16 protein-coding genes, 1 riboswitch and 1 other annotated feature are annotated in these 23,546 nt (G+C 36.0%); of the genes, 2 read left to right on the forward strand and 14 right to left on the reverse strand.

The features are described 5' to 3' along the window. Window positions 1-151: 151 nt before the first annotated feature. Together pheT and pheS are read right to left on the reverse strand one after the other, a co-directional pair. Window positions 152-2,590: a phenylalanine--tRNA ligase subunit beta gene (pheT, locus tag RTP52_RS07370; RefSeq protein ID WP_312370218.1), complete on the reverse strand. Its 2,439-nt coding sequence runs from the start codon at window positions 2,588-2,590 to the stop codon at window positions 152-154. Window positions 2,591-2,616: 26 nt separating this feature from the next. Further along, complete coding sequence (gene pheS, locus RTP52_RS07375; RefSeq protein ID WP_312370221.1) at window positions 2,617-3,636, reverse strand: phenylalanine--tRNA ligase subunit alpha; 1,020 nt, start codon at window positions 3,634-3,636, stop codon at window positions 2,617-2,619. Window positions 3,637-4,181: 545 nt separating this feature from the next. Between pheS and RTP52_RS07380 the strand changes: the two genes are divergently transcribed. Beyond that, entirely contained in the window at window positions 4,182-5,051 is an 870-nt protein-coding gene (locus tag RTP52_RS07380; protein ID WP_312107669.1) for a YihY/virulence factor BrkB family protein, read from the forward strand. Between the two features lie 409 nt (window positions 5,052-5,460). Here RTP52_RS07380 and RTP52_RS07385 read toward each other — a convergent pair whose 3' ends face one another. The 5 genes from RTP52_RS07385 to RTP52_RS07405 all read right to left on the reverse strand — a co-directional run bounded on the left by RTP52_RS07385 (window position 5,461) and on the right by RTP52_RS07405 (window position 12,898). After that, window positions 5,461-8,019: a SpoIID/LytB domain-containing protein gene (locus tag RTP52_RS07385; protein ID WP_312370224.1), complete on the reverse strand. Its 2,559-nt coding sequence runs from the start codon at window positions 8,017-8,019 to the stop codon at window positions 5,461-5,463. 424 nt (window positions 8,020-8,443) lie between these two features. After that, entirely contained in the window at window positions 8,444-9,439 is a 996-nt protein-coding gene (gene trpS / locus RTP52_RS07390; RefSeq protein ID WP_312107254.1) for a tryptophan--tRNA ligase, read from the reverse strand. Window positions 9,440-9,625: 186 nt separating this feature from the next. Further along, window positions 9,626-9,866 (reverse strand) — a binding site (T-box leader). Window positions 9,867-9,946: 80 nt separating this feature from the next. After that, on the reverse strand, window positions 9,947-10,702 hold the full coding sequence (dapB, locus tag RTP52_RS07395; protein WP_312102889.1) for a 4-hydroxy-tetrahydrodipicolinate reductase: 756 nt from the start codon (window positions 10,700-10,702) through the stop codon (window positions 9,947-9,949). 159 nt (window positions 10,703-10,861) lie between these two features. Next, window positions 10,862-11,746 (reverse strand): 4-hydroxy-tetrahydrodipicolinate synthase, encoded by an 885-nt coding sequence (gene dapA / locus RTP52_RS07400; RefSeq protein WP_312102891.1) that lies wholly within the window; start codon window positions 11,744-11,746, stop codon window positions 10,862-10,864. Window positions 11,747-11,867: 121 nt separating this feature from the next. After that, a riboswitch (Lysine riboswitch) is annotated at window positions 11,868-12,042 on the reverse strand. A 217-nt stretch (window positions 12,043-12,259) separates the two neighbouring features. Further along, window positions 12,260-12,898, reverse strand: coding sequence for a single-stranded DNA-binding protein (locus RTP52_RS07405; RefSeq protein ID WP_312102894.1), 639 nt, complete (start codon window positions 12,896-12,898; stop codon window positions 12,260-12,262). 946 nt (window positions 12,899-13,844) lie between these two features. On the opposite strand from RTP52_RS07405, the gene typA reads away from it, so the two are divergent. Continuing rightward, window positions 13,845-15,671, forward strand: a complete 1,827-nt coding sequence (gene typA, locus RTP52_RS07410; RefSeq protein WP_312102897.1) for a translational GTPase TypA — start codon at window positions 13,845-13,847, stop codon at window positions 15,669-15,671. A gap of 89 nt (window positions 15,672-15,760) precedes the next feature. Here typA and RTP52_RS07415 read toward each other — a convergent pair whose 3' ends face one another. The 7 genes from RTP52_RS07415 to RTP52_RS07445 form a co-directional block, all read right to left on the reverse strand. Continuing rightward, window positions 15,761-16,867, reverse strand: a complete 1,107-nt coding sequence (locus RTP52_RS07415; protein ID WP_312102899.1) for a M20/M25/M40 family metallo-hydrolase — start codon at window positions 16,865-16,867, stop codon at window positions 15,761-15,763. 425 nt (window positions 16,868-17,292) lie between these two features. Further along, complete coding sequence (locus RTP52_RS07420; RefSeq protein WP_312370227.1) at window positions 17,293-18,120, reverse strand: hypothetical protein; 828 nt, start codon at window positions 18,118-18,120, stop codon at window positions 17,293-17,295. 87 nt (window positions 18,121-18,207) lie between these two features. Beyond that, entirely contained in the window at window positions 18,208-19,332 is a 1,125-nt protein-coding gene (gene ytvI, locus RTP52_RS07425; protein ID WP_312370229.1) for a sporulation integral membrane protein YtvI, read from the reverse strand. 233 nt (window positions 19,333-19,565) lie between these two features. Continuing rightward, window positions 19,566-20,408 (reverse strand): metal ABC transporter permease, encoded by an 843-nt coding sequence (locus RTP52_RS07430; RefSeq protein ID WP_312102906.1) that lies wholly within the window; start codon window positions 20,406-20,408, stop codon window positions 19,566-19,568. Window positions 20,409-20,442: 34 nt separating this feature from the next. Beyond that, on the reverse strand, window positions 20,443-21,258 hold the full coding sequence (locus tag RTP52_RS07435) for a metal ABC transporter ATP-binding protein (RefSeq protein ID WP_312102908.1): 816 nt from the start codon (window positions 21,256-21,258) through the stop codon (window positions 20,443-20,445). 117 nt (window positions 21,259-21,375) lie between these two features. Further along, on the reverse strand, window positions 21,376-22,347 hold the full coding sequence (locus tag RTP52_RS07440; RefSeq protein WP_312102911.1) for a metal ABC transporter substrate-binding protein: 972 nt from the start codon (window positions 22,345-22,347) through the stop codon (window positions 21,376-21,378). A 192-nt stretch (window positions 22,348-22,539) separates the two neighbouring features. Further along, window positions 22,540-23,421: a DUF368 domain-containing protein gene (locus RTP52_RS07445; RefSeq protein ID WP_312102913.1), complete on the reverse strand. Its 882-nt coding sequence runs from the start codon at window positions 23,419-23,421 to the stop codon at window positions 22,540-22,542. Window positions 23,422-23,546: the final 125 nt, after the last annotated feature.

Genomic DNA, 23,546 nt, shown 5'->3' on the forward strand with positions numbered 1-23,546 from the left:
GCACACTCGGGACTTGCACCCGCTAGAGCCCGCCCATGGCGGGCAAACTAAAAAACCGGGCTTAATTGCCCGGTCTTCTTTCATAATAGATGTAAGATATACTAATAATACATCTCACTATTATACTTATTCTAAAACAATATAAATTACTTTACTGTCTTAACTCAATTCCAAGAGCGGAAAGTCCCTTAAGAATCTTATTCATTACTTCTGTTACATCTTTATCCTCTAACGTACGATCGAGTGCTCTAAAGCTGATAGAGTAGGCCATTGACTTATATCCTTCTTTAATCTGCGCACCTTCATAAATATCGAATAGGCTGTAGTGTTCTAATAACTTACCACCATTTTTGCGGATCACTTCTTCTACTTGACCAGCTAAGATTTCTTTCTTCATAAGCATACTAATATCTCTGGTTACTGCTGGATACTTTGCAATTCCAGTATATTTCACATCATAGCTTGCTTTTGCAACAATCTCAGGCATATCAAGCACTGCAACGTATGCTTTTTCACCGATATCATAGTTATCAAGTACTTCTGGATGAACTTCTCCTAAGTAACCGATTACTACTCCTTCATAAGAGATATTTGCTTGACGGCCTGGATGAAGGAAGGTCTTACCTGAATTAGGATCATAAGTTAAGATTCCTTTCATTCCAACCTTCTCAATAAATTCTTCCACAACACCCTTTAAGTCAAAGAAGTCACCAATACCATAGAAACCTAGGGTAAACTGCATTCTCTCATCAGGTAATTCTGTTACTGGAAGTGCCTTAGGTAGATAAATATTAGCAAGTTCATATAAACGAACATTTTTATTACGACGATTAAAGTTTGTAGAAAGTGAACTTAACATACCGTTTAAAGGTGAGGTTCTCATAACGCTATAGTCTTCTCCAAGAGGATTTGATATGGTTACTGTCTCACGTAGTTTATCTCCCGCTGGTAATAGTAACTTATCAAATACCTTAGGACTTTCAAATGAATACGTCTGAGCTTCAGAGAAACCAAATTGCTCTGCCATTGCTCTTGCTTCATTTTCAATACGAAGTTTAAAGGAAATCTTACCAGTAGTAGCCTCTCCAGTAGGAAGCGTTGTTGGGATATTATCATATCCAAAGAAACGTGCTACTTCCTCATCAAGATCAGCTTGGCTTTCTACATCTTGTCTCCAGCTTGGAACGATAACTTCGTCTGTTGCAGGATCGTATTTTAAATCTACCATTTTGAAATAAGAAAGCATAGTTTCTTTATCAAGAGAAGTGCCAAGTACTTTATTGGTACGCTGCCAATTAAATTTTACTCTCTTTTCTCCACGTACTCTTGGGTATACATCCACTGCTCCACCAACAACCTCACCTACGCCAAGTTCTTCGATTAACTGACATGCACGGTTGATTGCTGCCATTGCTGTGTTTGGATCTAACCCTTTTTCAAACTTTGATGATGCATCGGTACGTAATCCTAATTTCTTACTGGATAAACGGATGTTAGTACCATCAAAGCAAGCTGCCTCGAATAATAATGTCTTAACATCATCAGTAATCTTTGAATTTTCGCCACCCATAATACCAGCGATAGCAACAGGCTTTTCGCCATCACAGATCATAAGCATACTGGAATCGAGTTTTCTCACCTGACCATCTAAGGTAACAAATTCTTCTCCATCTTTTGCACGTTCTACAATAATCTTATTTCCTGCAATTAAGTCAAGGTCGAATGCATGCATTGGCTGTGCGAACTCTTCCATAACATAGTTTGTGATATCAACAATGTTATTGATAGGACGTATCCCGCATGCAGATAATCTTCTCTGCATCCATAATGGGGATGGAGCAATCTTAATGTTCTTAACTACTCTTGCTACATATCTGCTGCAAAGATCTGTATCTTTAATTTTAACTTCCACATACTCTGCAACCTTTTCATCATTGCCTGTTTCCTTCACAACTGGAGGAACGTATGATTTACGAAATGTTGCTGCTGCTTCCCTTGCAATACCAAGGACACCAAAGCAGTCTACACGATTCGAAGTTATCTCATATTCAAACGTAACATCGTTTAATCCCAATGCATCAATTGCGCTAGAACCAATCTTTAAATCATCGTATTCTTTGATATCACTAAAAATATAGATTCCTTCTTCTGGTGCTTCTGGGTACATCTCTTTGGAAGAACCTAATTCTTCAATAGAGCACATCATACCATTTGACTCAATGCCTCTTAGTTTACCCTTTTTAATCTTAATTCCACCAGGTGTCTTACTTCCGTCATGTCCGCCAGCAACACGTCCGCCGTCTAATACAACTGGAATTACGTCGCCTTCTTTAACGTTCTTTGCTCCAGTAACGATTTGTACGCTCTCTCCTTCTTCCGAAATCTGAACCTGGCATACAATTAATTTATCCGCATCTGGGTGTCTCTCTATTTTAAGAATCTTACCAACGATGATTTTCTCTAAATCAGCGTCAAGTCTTTCAAATCCTTCTACCTTAGTTCCAGTTAAAGTCATCGCATCCGTATAATCCTGTGCTGTCACATCTAATTCTGGAACATAAGCCTTAATCCATGAAAGTGGTGTATTCATTATTATTCTCCTTTCCTTTTGCTCTTCTAGAACTGCTTTAAGAATCTCATATCATTTTCATACAAAAGTCTCATGTCATCGATTTCATATTTGAGTAATGCGATACGCTCAAGACCTACACCAAATGCAAATCCTGTGTACTCTTCTGGATCAATTCCGCTCATTTCAAGAACTCGTGGGTGAACCATACCACATCCTAAGATTTCAATCCAACCAGATCCCTTACAGAAACGACATCCCTTTCCACCACATTTGAAACAAGATACATCCACCTCAGCGCTAGGCTCTGTGAATGGGAAATGATGAGGTCTAAATTTAACCTTTGTCTCTTCTCCGAATAACTGCTTTGCAAACTCAGCTAAAGTTCCTTTTAAATCAGCAAATGTGATGTTCTTATCGATTACTAATCCTTCAATCTGGTGGAAACTTGGAGAATGTGTCGCATCTACTTCATCCGAACGGAACACTCTACCTGGTGCAATCATACGGATTGGAAGTTTTCCCTGCTCCATTACATGTACCTGAACTGGAGATGTCTGTGTACGAAGTAAGATATTACTTGTAACATAGAAGGTATCCTGCTCATCTTTTGCTGGATGATTCGCGGGAATATTAAGTGCTTCAAAGTTATAGTAATCGTACTCAACTTCTGGACCTTCTACTACTTCATAGCCCATACCAACGAAGATACGCTCTGCTTCTTCTAATGCAATCGTATTTGGATGACGATGACCAAGCATAGGCTTCTTTGCAGGAAGCGTAACGTCGATTGTCTCTGCCTTCATCTTTGCTTCACGTAGCACTTTTCCAAATGCTGCCTTCTTACTCTCTAGTGCTTCCTCCAAACTTTCTCTTGCTTCATTTACTAACTGACCAACTTTTGGACGATCTTCTGGTGCCACATCCTTCATTGATTTTAAAACAGAGGTCAATTCTCCCTTCTTACCTAAGAAATTCACTCTGATTTCATTTAATGCATCCAAGGTCTCACTTGCATTAATTTGGCTGAGTGCTCTTTCCTTGATTTCCATCAATGTTTGATTCATAGTAATACTCCTTTCTTTTACGCTTACTTCAATTCTTTACTTAAACACAATACTTAAATCATTTGTCAATCACTACTAACTGTTCTATGGCTGGAATTTAACCACAAAAAAACTCCGTCCCCAAAAAAGGGACGGAGTATAAAAGCTACCCGCGGTACCACCCTAATTCCTATCATAGAACAAGAAAAACAATTCCTTTGATTCTATCATAGGCACTTAAGTTATGCGTAACGTGCATATACGTCATATCCTACTAATGTTAACCCTGTGACTTTAATTTTTTGGAGGTTTGTTAACAAATTCAAATATGCAGCTCCGGTGAGAAAATCAACTAAACTTTGAACTTAAGGAAGCTTACAGCCGGTGACTTCCTCTCTCTGATAGAAAAGTTTAATCTGGTTGCCTGTGGCAACACCTTCATAGCCTTTTACTTATAGGGGTAATTCTATCATATTTTTTTCTATTGTCAAGAGTACAATTTTGTTTTACTATGGATATAATATAATAATCAAAAGCTTTTTAAAGCTAAGATAGGAGTTTATGCAATGCTGTTTATTTCAATCGCAAGGGTCATTCAGGTATTTAGTCATAAACTAAGAGATGATTATATCAGTGCCTTTTCCGCGCAGGCAGCATTCTTTATCTTCATCTCCTTTTTCCCGTTTACCATGTTTTTATTATCCATTATGCAATACCTCCCTTTTACAGAGGCCGAAGTAATGAATGCTTGTAGAACTGTTTTCCCTGCTGCAATTCAAAGCTTTGTTATCTCAATTATTACTGAGCTTTACACAAAGGCTACCTCAACCGCAATACTATCCGTTACCTTGGTAGCAACATTATGGTCCTCTTCTAAGGGCTTTTTAAGTATTATCCGCGGAATGAATGGAGTTTATGCCAATACTGAAACAAGAAATTATATCGTCATTCGTATTAAATCAGCAATTTATACCATTCTTTTTGCTTTGATGATCATTTTATTTCTTGTTATTTTCGTTTTTGGTAATCAGCTCTATCTTTGGATTGTTAGACGTTTTCCGGTATTTAAAGAGTTCGCTTTAGTTATTATTAGTTTACGTACCATCGTAGGACTTTGTTTACTGATTGCTTTCTTTTTATTTATCTTTATGGTGGTACCTAACCGAAAAGCAAAATTACTTAAGGAGCTTCCTGGCGCAATATTAGCTTCCTGCGGATGGATGATTTTTTCTTATTTGTTTTCCTTCTACATTGATAATATGAGTAACTACTCTTATACTTACGGCAGCCTTACTGCGATTGTGTTATGTATGGTATGGTTGTACACCTGTATGTACATGATGTTTATTGGTGCAGAAGTTAACTCAGTACTAGCAAATCCTACTGTTCTTGCTGCACTAAAAAAACTGTTTAGTAAAAATTCATTCGAGGAGTAAAAAGGAGTAAAAACCCCTTTCATAAAATTATTCTTATTTATCAATAACATAATTCAAAGCGGATATTCGCAATCCGCTTACGCTACTTGATCACATAACCTCATTGCCACTACGTGGCATTTTAAAACAGGCAAGTCCCTTCCCTGATGAGGTTAAACTGTGCGAATTTCAAACAGGAAATACTTACTGGATATTCAATTTATTCATAACAAGAAAAAGTACGCTTATGCGTACTTTTTCTTGTTATGTTACAATATAGTTCCTATGAAATAACTTTACTAAAAGTTTTGAAAGTTGCTTGTCATGTTATCTTTTATAATACATTTCAAGTCTTTAAATCACTTCTAGGTATCATTTGAATAATAATTTCACTAATTAATTATTTCTAAGTAACATCGATATAATAATTCTAATTATAGATTACTTCCAGATTGGCATCCGTATAATAATGCTTTAGAATTTCTTCATAGCTCTTACCTTTGTTAACCATTGTTTTTACGCCATTTTGTGACATTCCTGTTCCATGGCCAAATCCACCGCCGGTAAATGTAAATGCCGTCTTAGAATCCTTGCTACCCTTATCAATGACAAAGAATGCGCTTGGTAATAAAGACATTCCATTTACGGTACTACCATCCAGTCTCACCACCTCTGTTGCAACCGGTGCTAATAATTTACGTATGTTCGTTTGATATCTTACTAATACCGTATTCTCCGTCCCCTTAATAAGCAACTCTTTTATTATTCCACTGGTTCCCCTCGTAATAACCTTCATATCTGTCACCGTACCAACTTTTGATACCGGTATACTTTTAAAGACTTTTCCTTCCACGATGGTTGCTCCTGGTATTTCAGTTGCATCATTTAACTCTTGTGAGGTTACATAGGTTAAGATCGATGTTTTATTACTGTTATAGCAATCTGCTAAATAAGTGTTAATCTGTTTGCTTAATGTAGCAGTATCCATAGTCACATTCCAGCGATACATTAAGAATCCGCTGTCGTAGGTTGCTACAGGTTCTACTTTTTTAGTACCTTCCGCTATTACTGCTACTGTATCCTTTGCTAGGAAGTTCCGAAATACCTCTTCGTTCGAAAAATCAACCGTTATATTTTCATCAGTTTGAAGATTCCCTGTTAAATATTTCGTTGGCTTTGCATCCTGCCAAACATCCTCGATACTAGCGGTATGCCCACAAGAGGTTGAAAAATAGTAAGCTGTTATTACTTTTCCACCTTGCGTTAACACCTTCCCATAAGTATCTTTTACTGCCATAATAGACGCTTCATTTTCTGCCACATTATTGTATACTTGGCAGCTTACGCTATCATCGACATGAGCACCATAAGCACTATATTTATTGGCATAAAGTTGGTTAAAGGCATAACTTCTTGCACAAACTGCCTGAACTTTTAAGGCAACATTTCCGTAACTTACCGGCATTTCACTCGGTACAACAGCATATAAGTATTCTTCAATACTAAGTTCGTTTATCACGATGAGTCCTTTTTCATTCGTCGAGATTTCTACAGTTCCCCGGTATCTAGGTACACCTAGATTACGTTTTACATTCAAAAGTGCTACTTTCCCATGTTCTTCTAATGGTGTAATCTTAATTCGGCCTTTGACCATAAGCTTACTATCTTTTGATACGGTAATCTCCTCATCTTTATCATAACGTACAGTCTCTTCCCCATTGTCAACGGTAAATGGGCAATCAACCGTAAAGGAAAGCGACTCGTGATAAATACTTTGATAATTACTCGTATTAATTAATACTCTTATATTTTCTGCTTTGATTTGATCTCGAATTAATGCTGCACATATTTTCCCTTCTGATACAACAAAGTCTGTAACACTATATCCCACTAAGATGTTATTGGTTTTTTCCATCTCCATCTCGCCAAAAAGCTTGTATATTCGGTAGTCTTCATCAAGTGGCAGCACTCCATAACCTTCTACTTCAATCTCTTTTTTGCCAATAACTAAAACCTTTCCTCTTATGATATCTGGTTTTATTATTACCCCGGTTATCATTCCATTGGTTAATGTGATATCTCCAACTTTCTCCGTAAAACTGTCCGAAAGGGTAAGACTTGTTTCAAATGTTCTTGTTATTCCTGAGAGAAAGATTTTTATTTCCTTATCTTTTCCCTCTATCATATAAACATTCTTTAAAACAACTGGCTTGTCTATCTGAGATTTCACGTAGGCTAATTCATTGGAACAAGTTAACACAGAAAGATATTTCCCCACATATTCTTCAGAATCTTCCTTCCCTCGAAATGGAATTGCCCCTTTAGGAGATTCCTGCTCCGACTGGAACAGATCTTCATAGTTACGAAAATATGTAGTATGATATTGATTTCCATCCTGCGCTAGCAAAACCTCTCCTGTTTCAGGCAAGCTACCAATAAAATAAAGTTCCCTAGAAGAAAGCTTCGTCTTTCCTTTTAACATCGAAATCATCGATTCGTAAATAGGGATAAACTCCGAAAGTAACAGTTCGTCCTTTTCTCTTACTGTAGAAAATCTCTCTGGGAAGGTCTTCTTTAACTTATTGTAATCCATTTCATAAAGATCCGTTATTGTAAATAGCATGTCTCGAAATTCACCACATGTAATGTTCTCTGACAGCCTTGCTTTCTTATCCTCATTTGCCCCGTTACTTATAAACCCAGCATTAATTGCAGCATTCAAATACTCGCTATACTCATCTTTTGCTGAAACATCAGTATATTCACTAAGGAAAGATAATCCTTTTCTTCCTTCCGAGTCATAGAAAAGGTAACTAAAGAGACGAATTGCTTCCGCTCGGGTAATGCGCTCCCCATAGAGGGATTTAGACCGTTCACCACTATCGTTATCCCCTGCTCCTCCTAAAATATTACGAAATAAAAGTATGATAAATATAACAACACAAATCCCTGCTAATATCAGTTTTTTTATCCAATCCTTTTTCTGCATTCTATCCCCCATTCTGGCACAAGCTTTATGCGCTTTTGAAGTCTTCGCCAATACAAGAAAAAGCACGCTACGCGAACCTTTCCAAGTCATGAATAATATGGCACAAATTTAAGTTTAAGTAATTTTCCCTATAGCTTGTATTACCTTATAAGCTAATATATTAGGAACAGAATTAGAATATACATCAAAGTTTTTAGTAGTAATTTACCTATGTAAGCCCACTGTCTTAATGTAAAACAAAGAATTAATTGACACTACGAAATAACAAGAAAAAGCACGATTTACGAGCATTTCCTTATCATATACTAATAAGAAAGGAGCTGTTGTCATGGTATCTATTTAAAGTGAATAAATACGGTTACAACAGCTCCCTTTTTTTATTGACAAGTGGATCATCTTGCCACTTCATCTTGTCTTATCAAGATTAATCGATGGACACGCACATTGCCTTTTTAACCTTAGCAACCGTTTCCTCTCCGATTTTATTTGCCTTTTCACTACCAGCCATTATAATCTCTTTTACTTCTGATCTATGCGCTTCATAATAAGCACGTCTTTCACGGAATGGATCAAGCAGCTCATTAATCTTTTCAGCCAAACGCTTCTTACAAGCAACGCAACCAATCGTAGCTGTACGACATCGATTGCAGACATCCTCATGCTCCGTAGGGTTAAATACCTTATGATATGCTTGGACAACACAAATTTCTGGAGTTCCAGGGTCTTTTAATGTAATACGATTTGGATCAGTAACCGCATTTCTTATTTTCTCATTTACAGTTTTCATATCATCGGAAAGGTAAATCGCATTGCCAAGACTCTTACCCATCTTTGCGTTTCCATCTAATCCAATTAGTCTTGAACAAGAACTAAGTTTTGCTTTTGGCTCATGTAATGTCTCACCATATAAATCATTAAAACGACGCACGATCTTTCTTGTCATCTCCATATGTGGGAGCTGATCTTCTCCTACAGGAACTAAGTCTGCATTACAGAAAGTGATATCTGCTGACTGACTCACTGGATATCCAAGGAAACCATACGTTAAATCTTCGTATCCATAATTAGCAGCCTCTGTTTTTATCGTCGGGTTATGACGAAGTACATTCACAGATACAAACATAGAATAAAAAATAGTTAATTCTGCAATCGCTTTGATCTGGGATTGTTGAAATATTGTAACCTTATTTGGATCCAGGCCAACCGATAAATTATCCATCGCAACATCGTAAATACTAGAATTAATTAATTCCGGTCTTTCAAAATGCGTTGTTAAGGCTTGTATATCAGCTAATAAAATAAAAGTATCGTATTCATCTTGTAACTCAACTCGCTGGGAAAGACTTCCCACATAATGTCCAAGATGAAGTTTTCCTGTCGTACGGTCACCAGTTAAAATTCTCTTCTTTGCTTCACTCATGATTTTCCATCCTCTCAAATAAATATAATTTTTTATAATTTATAAGTAATAATAGAGTCAAAGCGGATATTCGCAATCCGCTTAGCTACTTGCTCATAACCTCATTGCCACTACGTGGCATTTTAAAACAGGCAAGTCTCTTCCCTTATGAGGTTAAAAAACAAAAAAAGCTCCTGCCCCTGCTATTACAGGGACAAAAGCCTAAACTTCTGCGGTACCACCCAGATTGGTGCAAAGCACCCTCTCTATCTGCAACACTTCATTGCAGTCCCATAAATAACGGTCGGGGTTCCGTCAACATCTACTCCCTTACGGTTTCAAGTCGCCCTCACAAGTCCATTCCATAAGATATCGTTACTGTATTCCCACCTACAACAGCTCTCTGAAAACTCCTTACTTATGTACTTCTCTTGATCAACGGTTTGTCTTTTACTTGTAGTATATCTTTTGTATTTTCATTTGTCAAGTTATGAGTATTTTGCCTAAGACCAGTTATGAGTATTTTGCCTATGCAATCACATCAGTCATGGAATAAAGTCCTGGACCTTTACCCGCTAAATATTTTGCAGCTGTAATAGCTCCCTTGGCAAAGATAGCTTTGGAATAAGCAGTATGCTTAAATTCGATCACCTCATCCGTACCTGCAAAGATTACTTCATGCTCACCAACGATATTACCGCCACGAACTGCACTGATACCAATCTCTTTTTTATCACGTTTTTCACGTACCTTGGAACGGTCATACATGTAATGATATTCATTATTCAGAGCCTCATTGATAGCATCTGCAAGTGCAAGTGCTGTTCCGCTCGGTGCATCCACTTTTTGATTATGATGCTTTTCTATAATTTCAATATCAAAGTCTGCCCTCGCAAGCACATTCGCTGCAACACTAACTAATTTTAGTAACGTATTTACACCCAATGACATATTGGCAGAGCGAAGGATTGCAACTTCTTTCGAGGCTTCTTCAATTTTCTTAATATCCTCCTCTGAATAACCCGTTGTACATAATACCAAAGGAAGATTTCGTTTTTTAGAAACTCGAAGTAACACCTCTAAGCTCTTAGGAGATGAAAAATCAATGACTGCATCTGCTGCAACCGTACACTCTTCTAGATTTTTAAATACCGGATATGGATTTCTTCCATCATCAAAAACATCCACACCAGCAACAATCTTTGCATTCTCATCCTGCGCAACCAAATTACTGATTACCTGTCCCATCCTTCCGTTACAGCCAACCATTATTATCTCTGTCATGATTTCACCTTTCCTTTGCCTTTTCTATCTGTATTGGCAGGGAATCGTATTAATGATTCCCTGCACATTATTCTTTCATAGAAAGATTCTTCTATACCAAAAATCTTTATAATATTTTCATTCATTGTATTTTAATTAATTAATTTATTAAATTCCTGATTAAATCAAACCAACTTTTTTCATTTCTTCAGCAAGAACCTTGGCATGAGCATCTTCCATCTCAGTTAATGGACTTCTTAAAGGACCCACTTCAAATCCCATAAGGTTAAGTGCTTTCTTTACCGGTATTGGATTTACCTCGCTAAATAATGCATTGATCACTGGTAAATACTTTAACTGAAGATCTAAGCTGCCTTTCGTATCCCCTTCAAGAAATTTTGCCACAATATCATGTGTTTGTCTAGGTGCAATATTGGATAATACAGATATAACTCCAAGACCTCCTAAGGACATTACTGGTACGATAGAATCGTCACATCCAGAATAAATATCTAGTTTACCTTCACATGCATGTGCAAGTTCTGCAACCTGAGCCATATTACCCGTAGCTTCCTTCATAGCAACAATGTTATCTACCGTCTTAACTAAGGTAGCAGCTGTCCCTGGTAGGATATTGCAACCTGTTCTGGAAGGAACATTATATAGCATAACTGGAAGATCAATAGACTTAGCAATCGCAGTAAAATGATCTATTAATCCATTTTGAGTTGCTTTATTATAATAAGGAGTTACTAAAAGTACAGCATCCGCTCCTGCAACCTGTGCTTCCTTTGATAAGTATATCGCTGTTTCTGTACAATTTGATCCAGTTCCAGCAATCACTGGTACTCTTTTCTTTGTGTATTCTATTGCAAAACGAATGCACTCGATATGTTCTTCATGTGTCAGGGTAGATGATTCTCCTGTTGTACCACATATTATTATACTATCAGTTCCATTGTTAATTTGAAAATCAATAAGCTCACCTAGCTTTTCGTAATTAACTTCTTTGTTTTCCTTAAATGGTGTAACAATAGCCACACCAGCACCAGTAAAAATCGCCATAATAGCACCTCCATGGAATAAATTGGCATAAAAAAAGCCGACGCGGAGTCGACACTAAAGAATTCTACTGCATTACCAAGTGATACCCTAACGCTTTCTAAATAGGATATGATTGATTCATTCTTTAGGTAGCTCTCCATCAAAAACTTGATGACAGTCCCATGATTCTTAACCATACGACCAGCCTTACATACACAGGATATCTAAAGCTTCGGCATCTCATCCTTTCAACAATCCTCACTTATGCCTGACATATCCGATCGTTTACTGATAATTGATGCACCTCTACCAATTGTTGTTCAATTGTAAGGTAATATTATCATCACAATCCTCTATTGTCAACCCAATCTCACACGTATTTCTAAATTCTGCGCTTTGACTCCATTCATTCCATCTTTATAATTATTATATTCGTAACATAAAAAAAGGGTGTTGCTTCACACCCTTCTTTTTATTATGTTATATATGGAAAGCAGTGTCCCTTCTTGCAACTAGTAAGCAAAAAGGCTTTCATTATTCTTCCTCACTATTCACATACTCTAGTTTACTTACAGAAACTTCATATGCTACTCTCTTTTCAAAATCAACTTCACCAGTCTTCTTCTGATACTCACGACTTTGAATTCTGCCCCATACCTGAATATGTCCACCAACTTCGAAGCTTTCTGCAAATCTAGCATTTCTTCCCCAGCAAATGCATGGAATGTAATCTGACTTACCATATGGACGATTTACAGCAAGTAAGATATCAGCAATTTCTCTTCCTAAAGGTGTCTTGCGATATACTGGTGGTTTGCAAACAAAACCATCTAAGAAAATGAAGTTTGGCTTTGCACCTTCGGATTCTTCCTCGGTCACTTTAATCTCTCTTGCAAATACAGAAAGTACTAACCGATTCTTACTGTCTTCATGACGATTATAGGAACGGAATTGTCCGCTAACTTCTACGAACTTTCCTTTATAATTTCCTTTCACCTCAATCAAACGTTCTGATACCATTACTGGTATTACATCAAATGAGTTACTTAATCTTCCTACAAGTACCTCCAATAAATAGAAGCCTTCTCCAAAGACTTCATGGCTAAAAGTAAATTCACTGATTACCTCGCCTGCAACACTTACTTGATTGTTATCAAATACTTTATCTGTCATGCTGTATGACTCCCTTCTCTTCTTCTGGTTCGTTCAGATTTTCTCTACAACTAATTTGTATTCTATCTGTCTTCATTATATAAGGAAAATATTTACAAATCAATCATTTTTGGTATTCAATTTTTGACAATATTCTTGTCAAAGTACTCCCAACCTCGTTTCACTGTACCATTTTCCTCATAATTTCAGTTCTTTGTGTTGCTATATTCATCCTTACAGTAACTAATTTAGTTAGAACACAATTTCTTTTAATCACTTCTATCTGTAAAGAAAAACTTTGAAAACTTTGGTTTCTCTGGAAATGTTTTACTTGTGAATTTTTACTAATTATAACCTAGAATCACAGTGAAAACAAGTTATTTTTTTGTTAAGAATTGTTATTTTTTTATTACAATTTGTCGTATTTTGCTTAAATATAAGCAGAATTTCCCTTATATAAATTTTTATTGTTTCGATTAAGGTAAATTAGCCATAATACATTTACCTTAATCAATTTACTATGGTAATTTTACTATGGTAAATTTACCATTACATCTATGTTAGTTATGTGGATAAAGGTCGGAAAATATACTTATACTTTTAAATAAATCTATCTTGTATCAGAAACAGTTCTTAAAAAAATATCTTCCTATTTAAAATGATTTAAATTTATAACCAAAGATACATCAGTTAAAGTGGATATTCGCAATCCACTTTAAGAAGCGGAGGACTTCCCTGTTGAGGTTAAACTGGAAATAAAATATTCCAGTTCCTAATGATAATTGAATAAACATCTTTATTCATAACAAGGAAAAGTTCGCATTATTTTCCTTGAATAACAGCGCTCACCTAACCTACCATAAAGTAAAAACAAGAATTTTCTTGTAAATTCACGAAAATATGTTACAATACAAAAGTTGAACAGTGAACGATTAATTGATGGACCATTAAAGAAAGAAGGTTTCAAATGAATACGAAACGTGAAAATGTAAGAAATATCGCAATTATTGCCCATGTCGATCATGGTAAGACTACGCTCGTAGACGAGCTTCTAAAACAAAGCGGTGTATTCCGTACCAATCAAGTTGTAGAAGATCGTGTCATGGACTCAGGTGACATAGAAAAAGAACGTGGTATTACTATCCTAGCGAAAAATACGGCAGTTACTTATAAAGATGTAAAAATTAATATCATCGATACTCCTGGCCATGCGGACTTTGGTGGAGAGGTTGAACGTGTTCTTAAGATGGTAAATGGTGTTGTACTTGTAGTAGACGCCTTTGAAGGTGCCATGCCACAGACGAAATTCGTTCTTAAAAAAGCTTTGGAGCTTAGCTTACCAGTTATTGTATGTATTAATAAAATTGACCGCCCAGAAGCTAGACCAACCGAAGTTATTGATGAAGTGTTAGAACTCTTCATTGACCTAGATGCAAGTGAAGAACAACTTGACTGTCCATTTGTCTTCGCTTCTGCAAAATCAGGAATCGCAATTCTTGAATTAGATCATACTCCAAAGAATATGGAGCCACTTTTTGAGACTATCCTTGAATACATTCCTGCACCAGAAGGTGATCCAGATGCAGGTACTCAAGTACTCATTAGTACCATCGACTATAACGAATACGTAGGACGAATTGGTGTAGGTAAAGTTGATAATGGTATACTCCGTGTCAATCAGGATGTTGTTATTGTAAATGAACATGAGCCAGATAAGTTTAAAAAGGTAAAAATAAATAAGCTTTATGAATTCGAAGGTTTGAAAAAGGTAGAAGTAAACGAAGCAACTATAGGTTCTATCGTTGCTGTCTCCGGTATCTCAGACATTCATATTGGAGATACCATCTGTTCTACTGATAATGTAAACCCAATTCCATTCCAAAAGATTTCTGAGCCAACCATTGCAATGCACTTTATCGTTAATGATAGCCCTCTTGCTGGACAAGAAGGTAAGTTTGTAACATCAAGACATTTAAGAGAACGTCTCTTCCGCGAATTAAATACTGACGTCAGCCTTCGTGTAGAAGAAACCGATACAACAGAAAGCTATAAAGTATCTGGCCGTGGTGAACTTCACTTATCCGTATTAATTGAGAACATGCGCCGTGAGGGCTTTGAATTTGCTGTTAGTAAAGCAGAAGTATTATATCGCCATGATGAAGCTGGTAAAAAGCTTGAGCCAATGGAAAGAGCCTACCTTGACGTTCCAGAAGAATTCTCCGGTACAGTTATCGAAAAATTAAGCCAGAGAAAAGGTGAACTCATTGGTATGTCAACTGCAAACGGAGGATACACTCGTCTAGAGTTTTCCATCCCTGCAAGAGGCCTAATTGGATACCGTGGTGAGTTCATGACCGATACGAAGGGAAATGGTATTATCAACACTTCTTTCGATGGTTACGGCCCTTATAAAGGTGATATCCAGTATCGTAAGCAAGGTAGCTTGATTGCTTTTGAATCTGGTGAAGCAATTACTTATGGTTTATTCAATGCTCAAGAGCGTGGTTCCTTATTCATTGGACCAGGTGAAAAGGTATATTCCGGTATGGTAATTGGACAAAATGGTAAGGCTGAAGATATCGAGATTAACGTATGTAAGAGAAAACAGCTTAGTAACACTCGTTCCTCCAGTGCAGATGAGGCACTTCGCCTTACAACACCTAGAGTATTAAGCTTAGAGCAAGCGCTAGAATTTATCGATACCGATGAGTTATTAGAGGTTACTCCAAAGAGCTTAAGAATTAGAAAGAAGATTCTTGATCCTACGATGAGAAAGAGATCAAATAGAAATTAATTATTAGATACTCCGTTATAGTTAATTGCAGAAAACCCCAAACTCCTTATAAATCTAAGAAGTTTGGGGTTTTCTTATGCCTATGATAATTATACCGTCATTAGCTCATAAACGATTTTACTACATTTTATAAGTTCAGAAACTAAAGTATACTCTTCTGTGGAATGCACCTTGTTCATTCCACATGCTATGACAATTCCGGTGATTCCATGAAGAACAAAATTATTATTATCACTTCCTCCAAAGGTCTCTATATATTTGGTCGGAATTTCTAGCTTATTGCAAGCTTCTTCATATTTCATAACGACAGGATTCGTTCTGTCTATTTCATAGGCGATACAGCCAAAGGATGTCATAAAATCACACTCTGCACCGTATTTTTTCGCAGTAGCTTTAAAAATATCTTGAATTTTATCTACTTCAAGCACAGCTTTCTCATGGTTCAAGCTTCTAGCTTCTCCTTCGATAACGCAAGCTTCCGATACAATATTTTTTGCCAAACCACCAGAAATTTTGCCTATGTTTACTGTTGTAATCTCATCAATACGCCCTTGTTTTACCTGGCAGGTAGCATCTGCTACCGCAGCAATTGCATTTATCCCATTCTCTGGAGCAAATCCTGCATGAGCTGCTTTTCCAACCATCTTAGCGGTAAAAGAAACAAGTGTCGGTGCGCTTAGTGCCGCTGTCCCAACTTCTCCGGTTAAATCAAGGACATATGCTTCCTTTGCACGAATTAAGGAATAGTCGAAAACCTCGCTTCCTCGTATATAGACTTCCTCCGCAATCGCAAATAGTACCTCAATACTACGATGGGGAATGCCGTGTTCTTTTATTGTTCTTATCGCTTCTAAGATAGCAACAATACCGGAAATATCATCCGCTCCAAGCACAGTAGTGCCATCACTGGTGATTCTCCCATCCTTGTGAACCACTGCTTTTTTATTCCTTGAAGGTTCCACCGTATCCATATGAGCTGAAAAAAGAATTGGATCTCCTGGCAGTTCTCCTTGTAAAAAACCATAGATATTGCCGCAGTTTCCGTTATAATGTTCCCCTGCCTTATCTTCCATAACCTCAAATCCTAGTTCCACAAGATAGGTTTTTAACTGATCCGCCATTTCCCGTTCCCCAAAAGAGGGAGAATCAATCTCAACTAATTTACAAAATTCCTTTACAATACGTTCTTCCTTCATATTAACTAAAACCACCTTTTATAATTTTTATCTATATGCTTACAAGAATACTCCCAACCTCTTAGGTGGGAGATGAATCTTCACTTGAAATAATGAAACACTGTCCTTCAGAATTGTTTGATATACCACTTTTATCTTTCATCCTTTTTCTTTTTAAATACTTACATATCACCACTCTAGGACATTGGTAAGCAAAAAATATTACTCTAACTAACTTGCTAGGATATAAATGAAAAAATATTACTCCAGACATCCTAAGATATAGATGAAAAAAATATTACTCCAACAATCTTCCTAGGATATAGATGAAAAAAATATTACTCCAACAATCTTCCTAGGATATATATGAAAAAAACAGTTCGCGAAGTAAGATAACTCATAATCCGCGAACCGTTTTTCATTATGTATTACACAACTTACTATTGTTATATTTCTTTATATGTATTCGTTGAAAATAAAGTATCTCTTCCAAGTGCCTGACTGAGTCTCTGTTGTAGATACTTCGGAAAATCTTGATAGCGTTTTATTTGGAAATTACCAAACATCTTACCGTATACATTTCTTAGACAGTCTTTCGTTAAGATTTTGCTATTAAGGCTTTCTATTAAATCCTCCGTAGCCTTTCTCTCCATTGATAAGATAGCAATAAAAGCTTTATTTCCATACCAACCACATGCATTATGGACACAGTCTAAAATATCCTTATCATTTCGACTTAACTTATCAGGGTTCATTTCAATTGTGCGAATCCCCTGCTTCTTAAGCACCTCGTAGAGGTTTAAATAAGGCATCTGATTGTAAGTCAATTGTGCATCTTCTTCAAATATCTCTTCTCCAAAAAAAACTAAAGAAAGTATTTGAGAGTAATATAATATATATTCAATCTGCCTAACATTAATTTCAGCATTAGTCTGATTAATGATATATTGTGTTGCTGCATGAAGCTTCGAGCGCATCATGACTTCCAACACAGCTTTTTTACTTTTCTTGAAAGCCACATTAGTAATTTTATTTTGGTTCTCCATAAGGATACGATAATAATACATTGGGCTTTCTGCGATCTCTTGTAATTTTTCTGTATATTCTGAAGTTGGAATATCTCCTTCCAGATAGCGAATTACTGTGGTCTCTCCCCACCCCAGTAACTTTGCCAATGGCTTTTTCCCAATGTTGTACATATCCAAAATCTCTCGGATTTGGTTTACGCTGATGATTTTTTCCTTCGATGATTTTCCTATTACATCCCCGCTCATATTAATCCTTTCCCTTCAAATTGGTTCCCCTCTTAGATATATCCATTCTTTTGAGTCTGATGCATTTTGGGCTGATTGTTCTAAAATTTAGTACTTTCTGAAATCATTGATACCAGCAGCTATTATCTTGACACCTCGTATGATACGTTCAAACATTCCAAGTCGATAAAGACTAATTAGTACCATTCCTACTGGAATACCAAAGATCAGACCAACAAATCCATATAGTTTATACCCAATAAACATAAAGATGAGGGTTTGAAAAGGTTTGACTCCAATGCTGTCTCCTACCATTTTAGGTTGTAATACCTGTTTAATGATTTGGCAAGCAAGATATAGTACTAATATCACTATGGCTTCTACATAATTTTCATTTATAAATGAAATAACTGACCATGGCCAGAATACTAATCCTGTTCCAAACACCGGTAAAAAATCGATGACTGCTATGGCAAGGGCTAGTAAAAATGAATAGCTTATTCCCATAAACTCAAATGTTAGAAACATTACCACCATAAGTATCATCATAATTTTAAACTGAGCTTTAAAATAGCCCCCAACTGCTGTTTTAAAATTATCGCTGATGATACGGTTAAATCGCTTCACAGACTCTGGTAAAATTTTGTTTACAGCTGTAATTATCTTATCCCGGTCTACAATAAAGAAGTAAGTAGCCAATATTGTAATGATCATCATAAATAACGTATTGGCAAAATTCATGACAACCCCTGCAGCCTTTAAGACACTGGTTAAATCCACCCCACTTAACAACTTGTCTAGCATTCCTTGTGTACTAGTATTAAGATTATCTACGACCGACTTTAAGCCTTGTGGAAGTGCTTCATACAGACTTGCAAACTTAGTAGAAATACCTTCTAGGGATTCGACGATTTGCTGTGCAATATTTGGTAAATCAGAAATTAGATTATATATCTCATGAAATAGCATTGATAAAACCAAATAGAGCAAGCCAAATATTAGAGCCAATACTAGTATGATGATAATGGCAGAACCATGCTTTCTAGCTATCTTAATTCTTTTTTCCATAAACTTAACAAGTGGATTCGCAATTAGTGATAATATATAAGCCACTACAAACGGAAGAAAGAACGCTAATAACTTTGGTCCAACAAACAGTATAAGTACTCCTAACAGGATTGTTAATAATAGGTTTACGATAATTTTAATATAAATGACCCAATTTTTCTGCACTTTATCACCTCTAATATGTTGGTCTGAAGTCAGTATAGCAAATTTTGTAAAGTTTTACAATATCAAGCCAACATAATTCCATAATTTTCGTTCATTTTCGTTACAACAAATCGTTGTTCTTTGTGAGTTTTGTATATTTCGCGAGAGTAATTTTGCTAACATTCACTTTACTGTGACTATTTAGTTACGAATAGTACTATCTTCTGATAAAAAGTTTCTTGAATTCCGAAAGTTTAGCTCTCCACTTGACCCTTTATCCATAACGTAGAAAAGAATATAACTGCTGAAATAATTACGATCATCGGACCAGTTGCAAGGTTTAAGTAATAACTTAAGATTAATCCCAAGATACCAGAAAATACTGATATAATAATACTAAACAGATGATACTCTCTCATATTCGAGGAGATATTTCTTGACGCTGCAGCAGGTAATATCAATAGTGCATTTAGGATTAGTAACCCCACCCACTTTATGGATAACATGACAATTAGGGCAATCAATACTGAAAATAAATTCTCAATTACACTTATATTTACTCCTTTGCTTCTTGCCAGGCTAGTATTCAAACTTAAGGAATGCAACTTATTAAAGCATGTTGCAAAAAAGACTAGTGTAACAGCAAAGATGATTACTAATAATCCTATTTCTTCCGGTGTAATACTTAATATATCTCCAACAAATAAGGAGGAGTATTTTGAAAAATTACCACCACTTGATAATATGACTAGACCAATCGCTGTACTAGTAGAGGAAAATACTGAAATTATAGTATCCGTAGACGCAGTGTTATTTCTCTTAATATAGTTAAGTAACAATGCAAATACTACCGCAAATGCAATCGTAGAAATGTTCGTATCCCCTATTCCAAGTATTACGCCAATCGCCATTCCTGTGAACACGGAATGACCTAATGCATCTGAGAAAAACGCAAGTTTGTTATTTACGATCATAGTACCTAACATACCAAATAACGGTGTGATTACTAAAACCGCTAACAATGCATTTTTCATAAAATTGTAGGAAATAAAGTCGAACGGAAGCACTGCTTCCATTAAATGATAAATTGTATCCATGGTTTTTTACCCTTTATATGATTTTTTATAATGACTACGCTCCAAAAACCTCTTTAAATTCTTTACTTGATAAAACTTCTTTTGGTGTTCCCTCTTTTAAGATATGCTTATCCAACAATATTACATAATCGGCATATTTCTCTACAAATTTTAAATCATGAGAAACTAAGATAAATGCGCAGTCGTAGTTATTTTTAAGCATTGCGATATTTTTATAAAAAAGTTCCATACCATTTCGATCTATTCCGGATACCGGTTCGTCAAGTAATAGTAAGTTTGGTGTTGGAGTACATGCGATGGATAGCATTACTCTTTGTAATTCTCCACCAGATAAATCGCAAACTCTCTTATCAATTAAGTCCTGAGCTTCAAAAAAACGAAGTTTTTCTTTGATATCCTCATATAGACGTTTTTTTCTTGGTAAAAATACAGGACGACGATCAATGAATCCTGCAAACATATCATAGACACTGGTCGGTGTATTTTTCTCCACATTTAGTGATTGTGGAACGTACCCTACCGTCATCTTTGGAAGAGTATTATTCTTCATATCTTTAAATTCTATGGTTCCCTCATGCTTTAGTTCGCCAAGAATAGCTTTAATTAAAGTCGATTTTCCAGCGCCATTTTTCCCTATGATAACTGTTAATTTGCCACAGTGGATATGCAAATTAATATGCTCAATAATCGTTGTCTTTCCTATTGTAACACCGATATTATTCATTCGAATACAATGACGACCACAGGCTCCCTTTGAGCAGGATTCATGCTGTTTTATACAAGAAGAACAAGTAAGCTCAATCTGAGATTTATCCTTCTTTATATTAGGGGATGATTTTTGTTGTTCCATACTATCCTCAATTCTGGCTATTAACACCTATTTATAACAATGGAATCTTTGATACCAATACTTACTCTTTCATTTACTTTTTCACTTACTCTTTCTCTTACTCATTCACTTAGTCTTTCACTTATTCTTTACTGCGAAAGCTTCCTTTAATATCTCAATATTCTTTTTCATTCCCTTAAGATACGAATCCTTATCAAGTCCCCCTGTTACTAAGGAGTCCATCACATACACCGTTGCATTGGTTTCTGCCTCGATTCGCTCTGCAATAGTATGCTCGTACTGCTCTTCTGTAAATAGATATGCGATATCATGAAGTTTTATTTCTTCCACTACTTCTGCAATCTCACCAGCACTCAGTGCTGTTTCACCATCGGTATTGACTGCATGTACCACTTCCATTCCAAGCTCTTCCGCAAGATAAGCAAAAGAATCATGGAAAATAATGATTTCAGTACCTGATGTAATCTCTTTTAAGGAATCAAACTCACCTTTTAATGATTGTACCTTTACTAAATACGTTTCTTCGTTCTTACGATACATCCCTTCATGCAATGGATCTATTTTACAGAGTCCATCCGTGATTGTTTGTATTTGTTTCATATAACGCTCTACATTAAGCCATACATGCCCATTAATGTTACTATGGTTATGAACATGTGAATCCTCTTGTTGATCGCCATTCTCCTCATGGTTATGGTCATGAGTGCTACCAGTCAAGAATTTCATACCAGCGCTAGAATCAATTATTTGAATTCCTTCCTGTTGATCTAGTACATCTTCCATAAATTCTTCCATCTCACCACCATTTAATACAACGACCTGCGCTCCCGATAAAGTTCTCATATCCTTCGTCGTTAGCTGATAATCATGGACACAGCCAGTTTGATTCTCCGTTAAGTTCACCACCTGTACTCCATCGATTCCATCCGCTATATTAAGAGAAGCAATATACATCGGATAAAAGGAGGTGACTATCGTAAGTCCCTCCCCCTGATACTGCTTATTTTCACCTTTTATTTTTATCGCTCCATAGCTAGTCAGTGATAATAAAAGCATTACTGATAATAAATATATTAATTTTCTTTTCATTCTATCCTACATTCTAGTGCATTCGCACAAAACTAATTCCATTGTAAACTAATTAATTTCCTTGCAGCTTATTTAATTCTCATGCAATTTATATAACTCCTTGCAATTTATATAACTCCATTGCAATCTATATAATTCCCCTACAACATATCTAGTTCCCTAACAATTTATATAATTCCTTTGCAAATCAACTTATTCTCTTCCTAAATAATACGCTACAACAAACCCTATTGCAAATGTTAAAGCACTTACGATAACACTAGCAACCGTTATAACTCCAAAACCAATACCCATATAAATAGCAAATGGTGAGGCAACAACTAAACCAAGTATAGCATAGTAAGTTCTTTTTTCATAACGAGAAAGTAAGAATTCTATAATCTTTGCAATAGCAAAAATACCGACAAGTACTCCAATTCCAAATGGTGCAAGGATTGCAACATTATGAAGTATCGTATTAAAATCCCATGGTGACAATGCCTTGATTGTTGAATTTATAGTTTCAATAATTGGATTATAATATCCTAGGATTAAGAGTATCATTGATCCACTCACACCCGGAATTACCATCGTTGCTGATGCGATAACGCCTATGATAAATAGTTTCAACATCTGAAATACAGATACCGTTAAAGTAATCTTCGCTTCCTTACCACTTCCAAAAACCTGTAGAAGTATGATAAGAGCAAAAAATGCTAGAAATAATACCACATCTAAAACATCAAACTGGCCACTCGCACTCTTTCCTCCAGTGGAAGGGTTTTTCACTTTTTTTATAAGGATTGGAACACCACCTAAGATAAGCCCTACAAATAATGAACTAGTTTGTAAAGGGTAGTTTTCAAAAAAGGATTCAATAAAATAGGATAACCCTATAATTGCTGCTACCATTCCAATCGCATAAGGAAACAAGGTTATTACACTTTTCTTAAATTGTTTAAAAAGGTTTGTGATGGAACCAATAATTTTATCATAGATTCCCATCGATACAGCCATAGTTCCTCCACTCACTCCTGGAATGATATTGGCGATTCCGATTAATATACCGCATAGTATGTCTTTTATAAATCTCATAGTAGTATCCTTTCTTCGTTGAATTATTTTATATAAACTAAAGCACACTTAAGCTGACTTGAAATCAACATTTTTTACTTATCATCTTATCCCTACATTAGTTTAACAATTTTATCTCCAGTAGA

This window comes from Lachnoclostridium sp. (assembly GCF_031997925.1).
In the GTDB taxonomy this organism is placed as follows: Bacteria; Bacillota; Clostridia; order Lachnospirales; family Lachnospiraceae; genus Lachnoclostridium.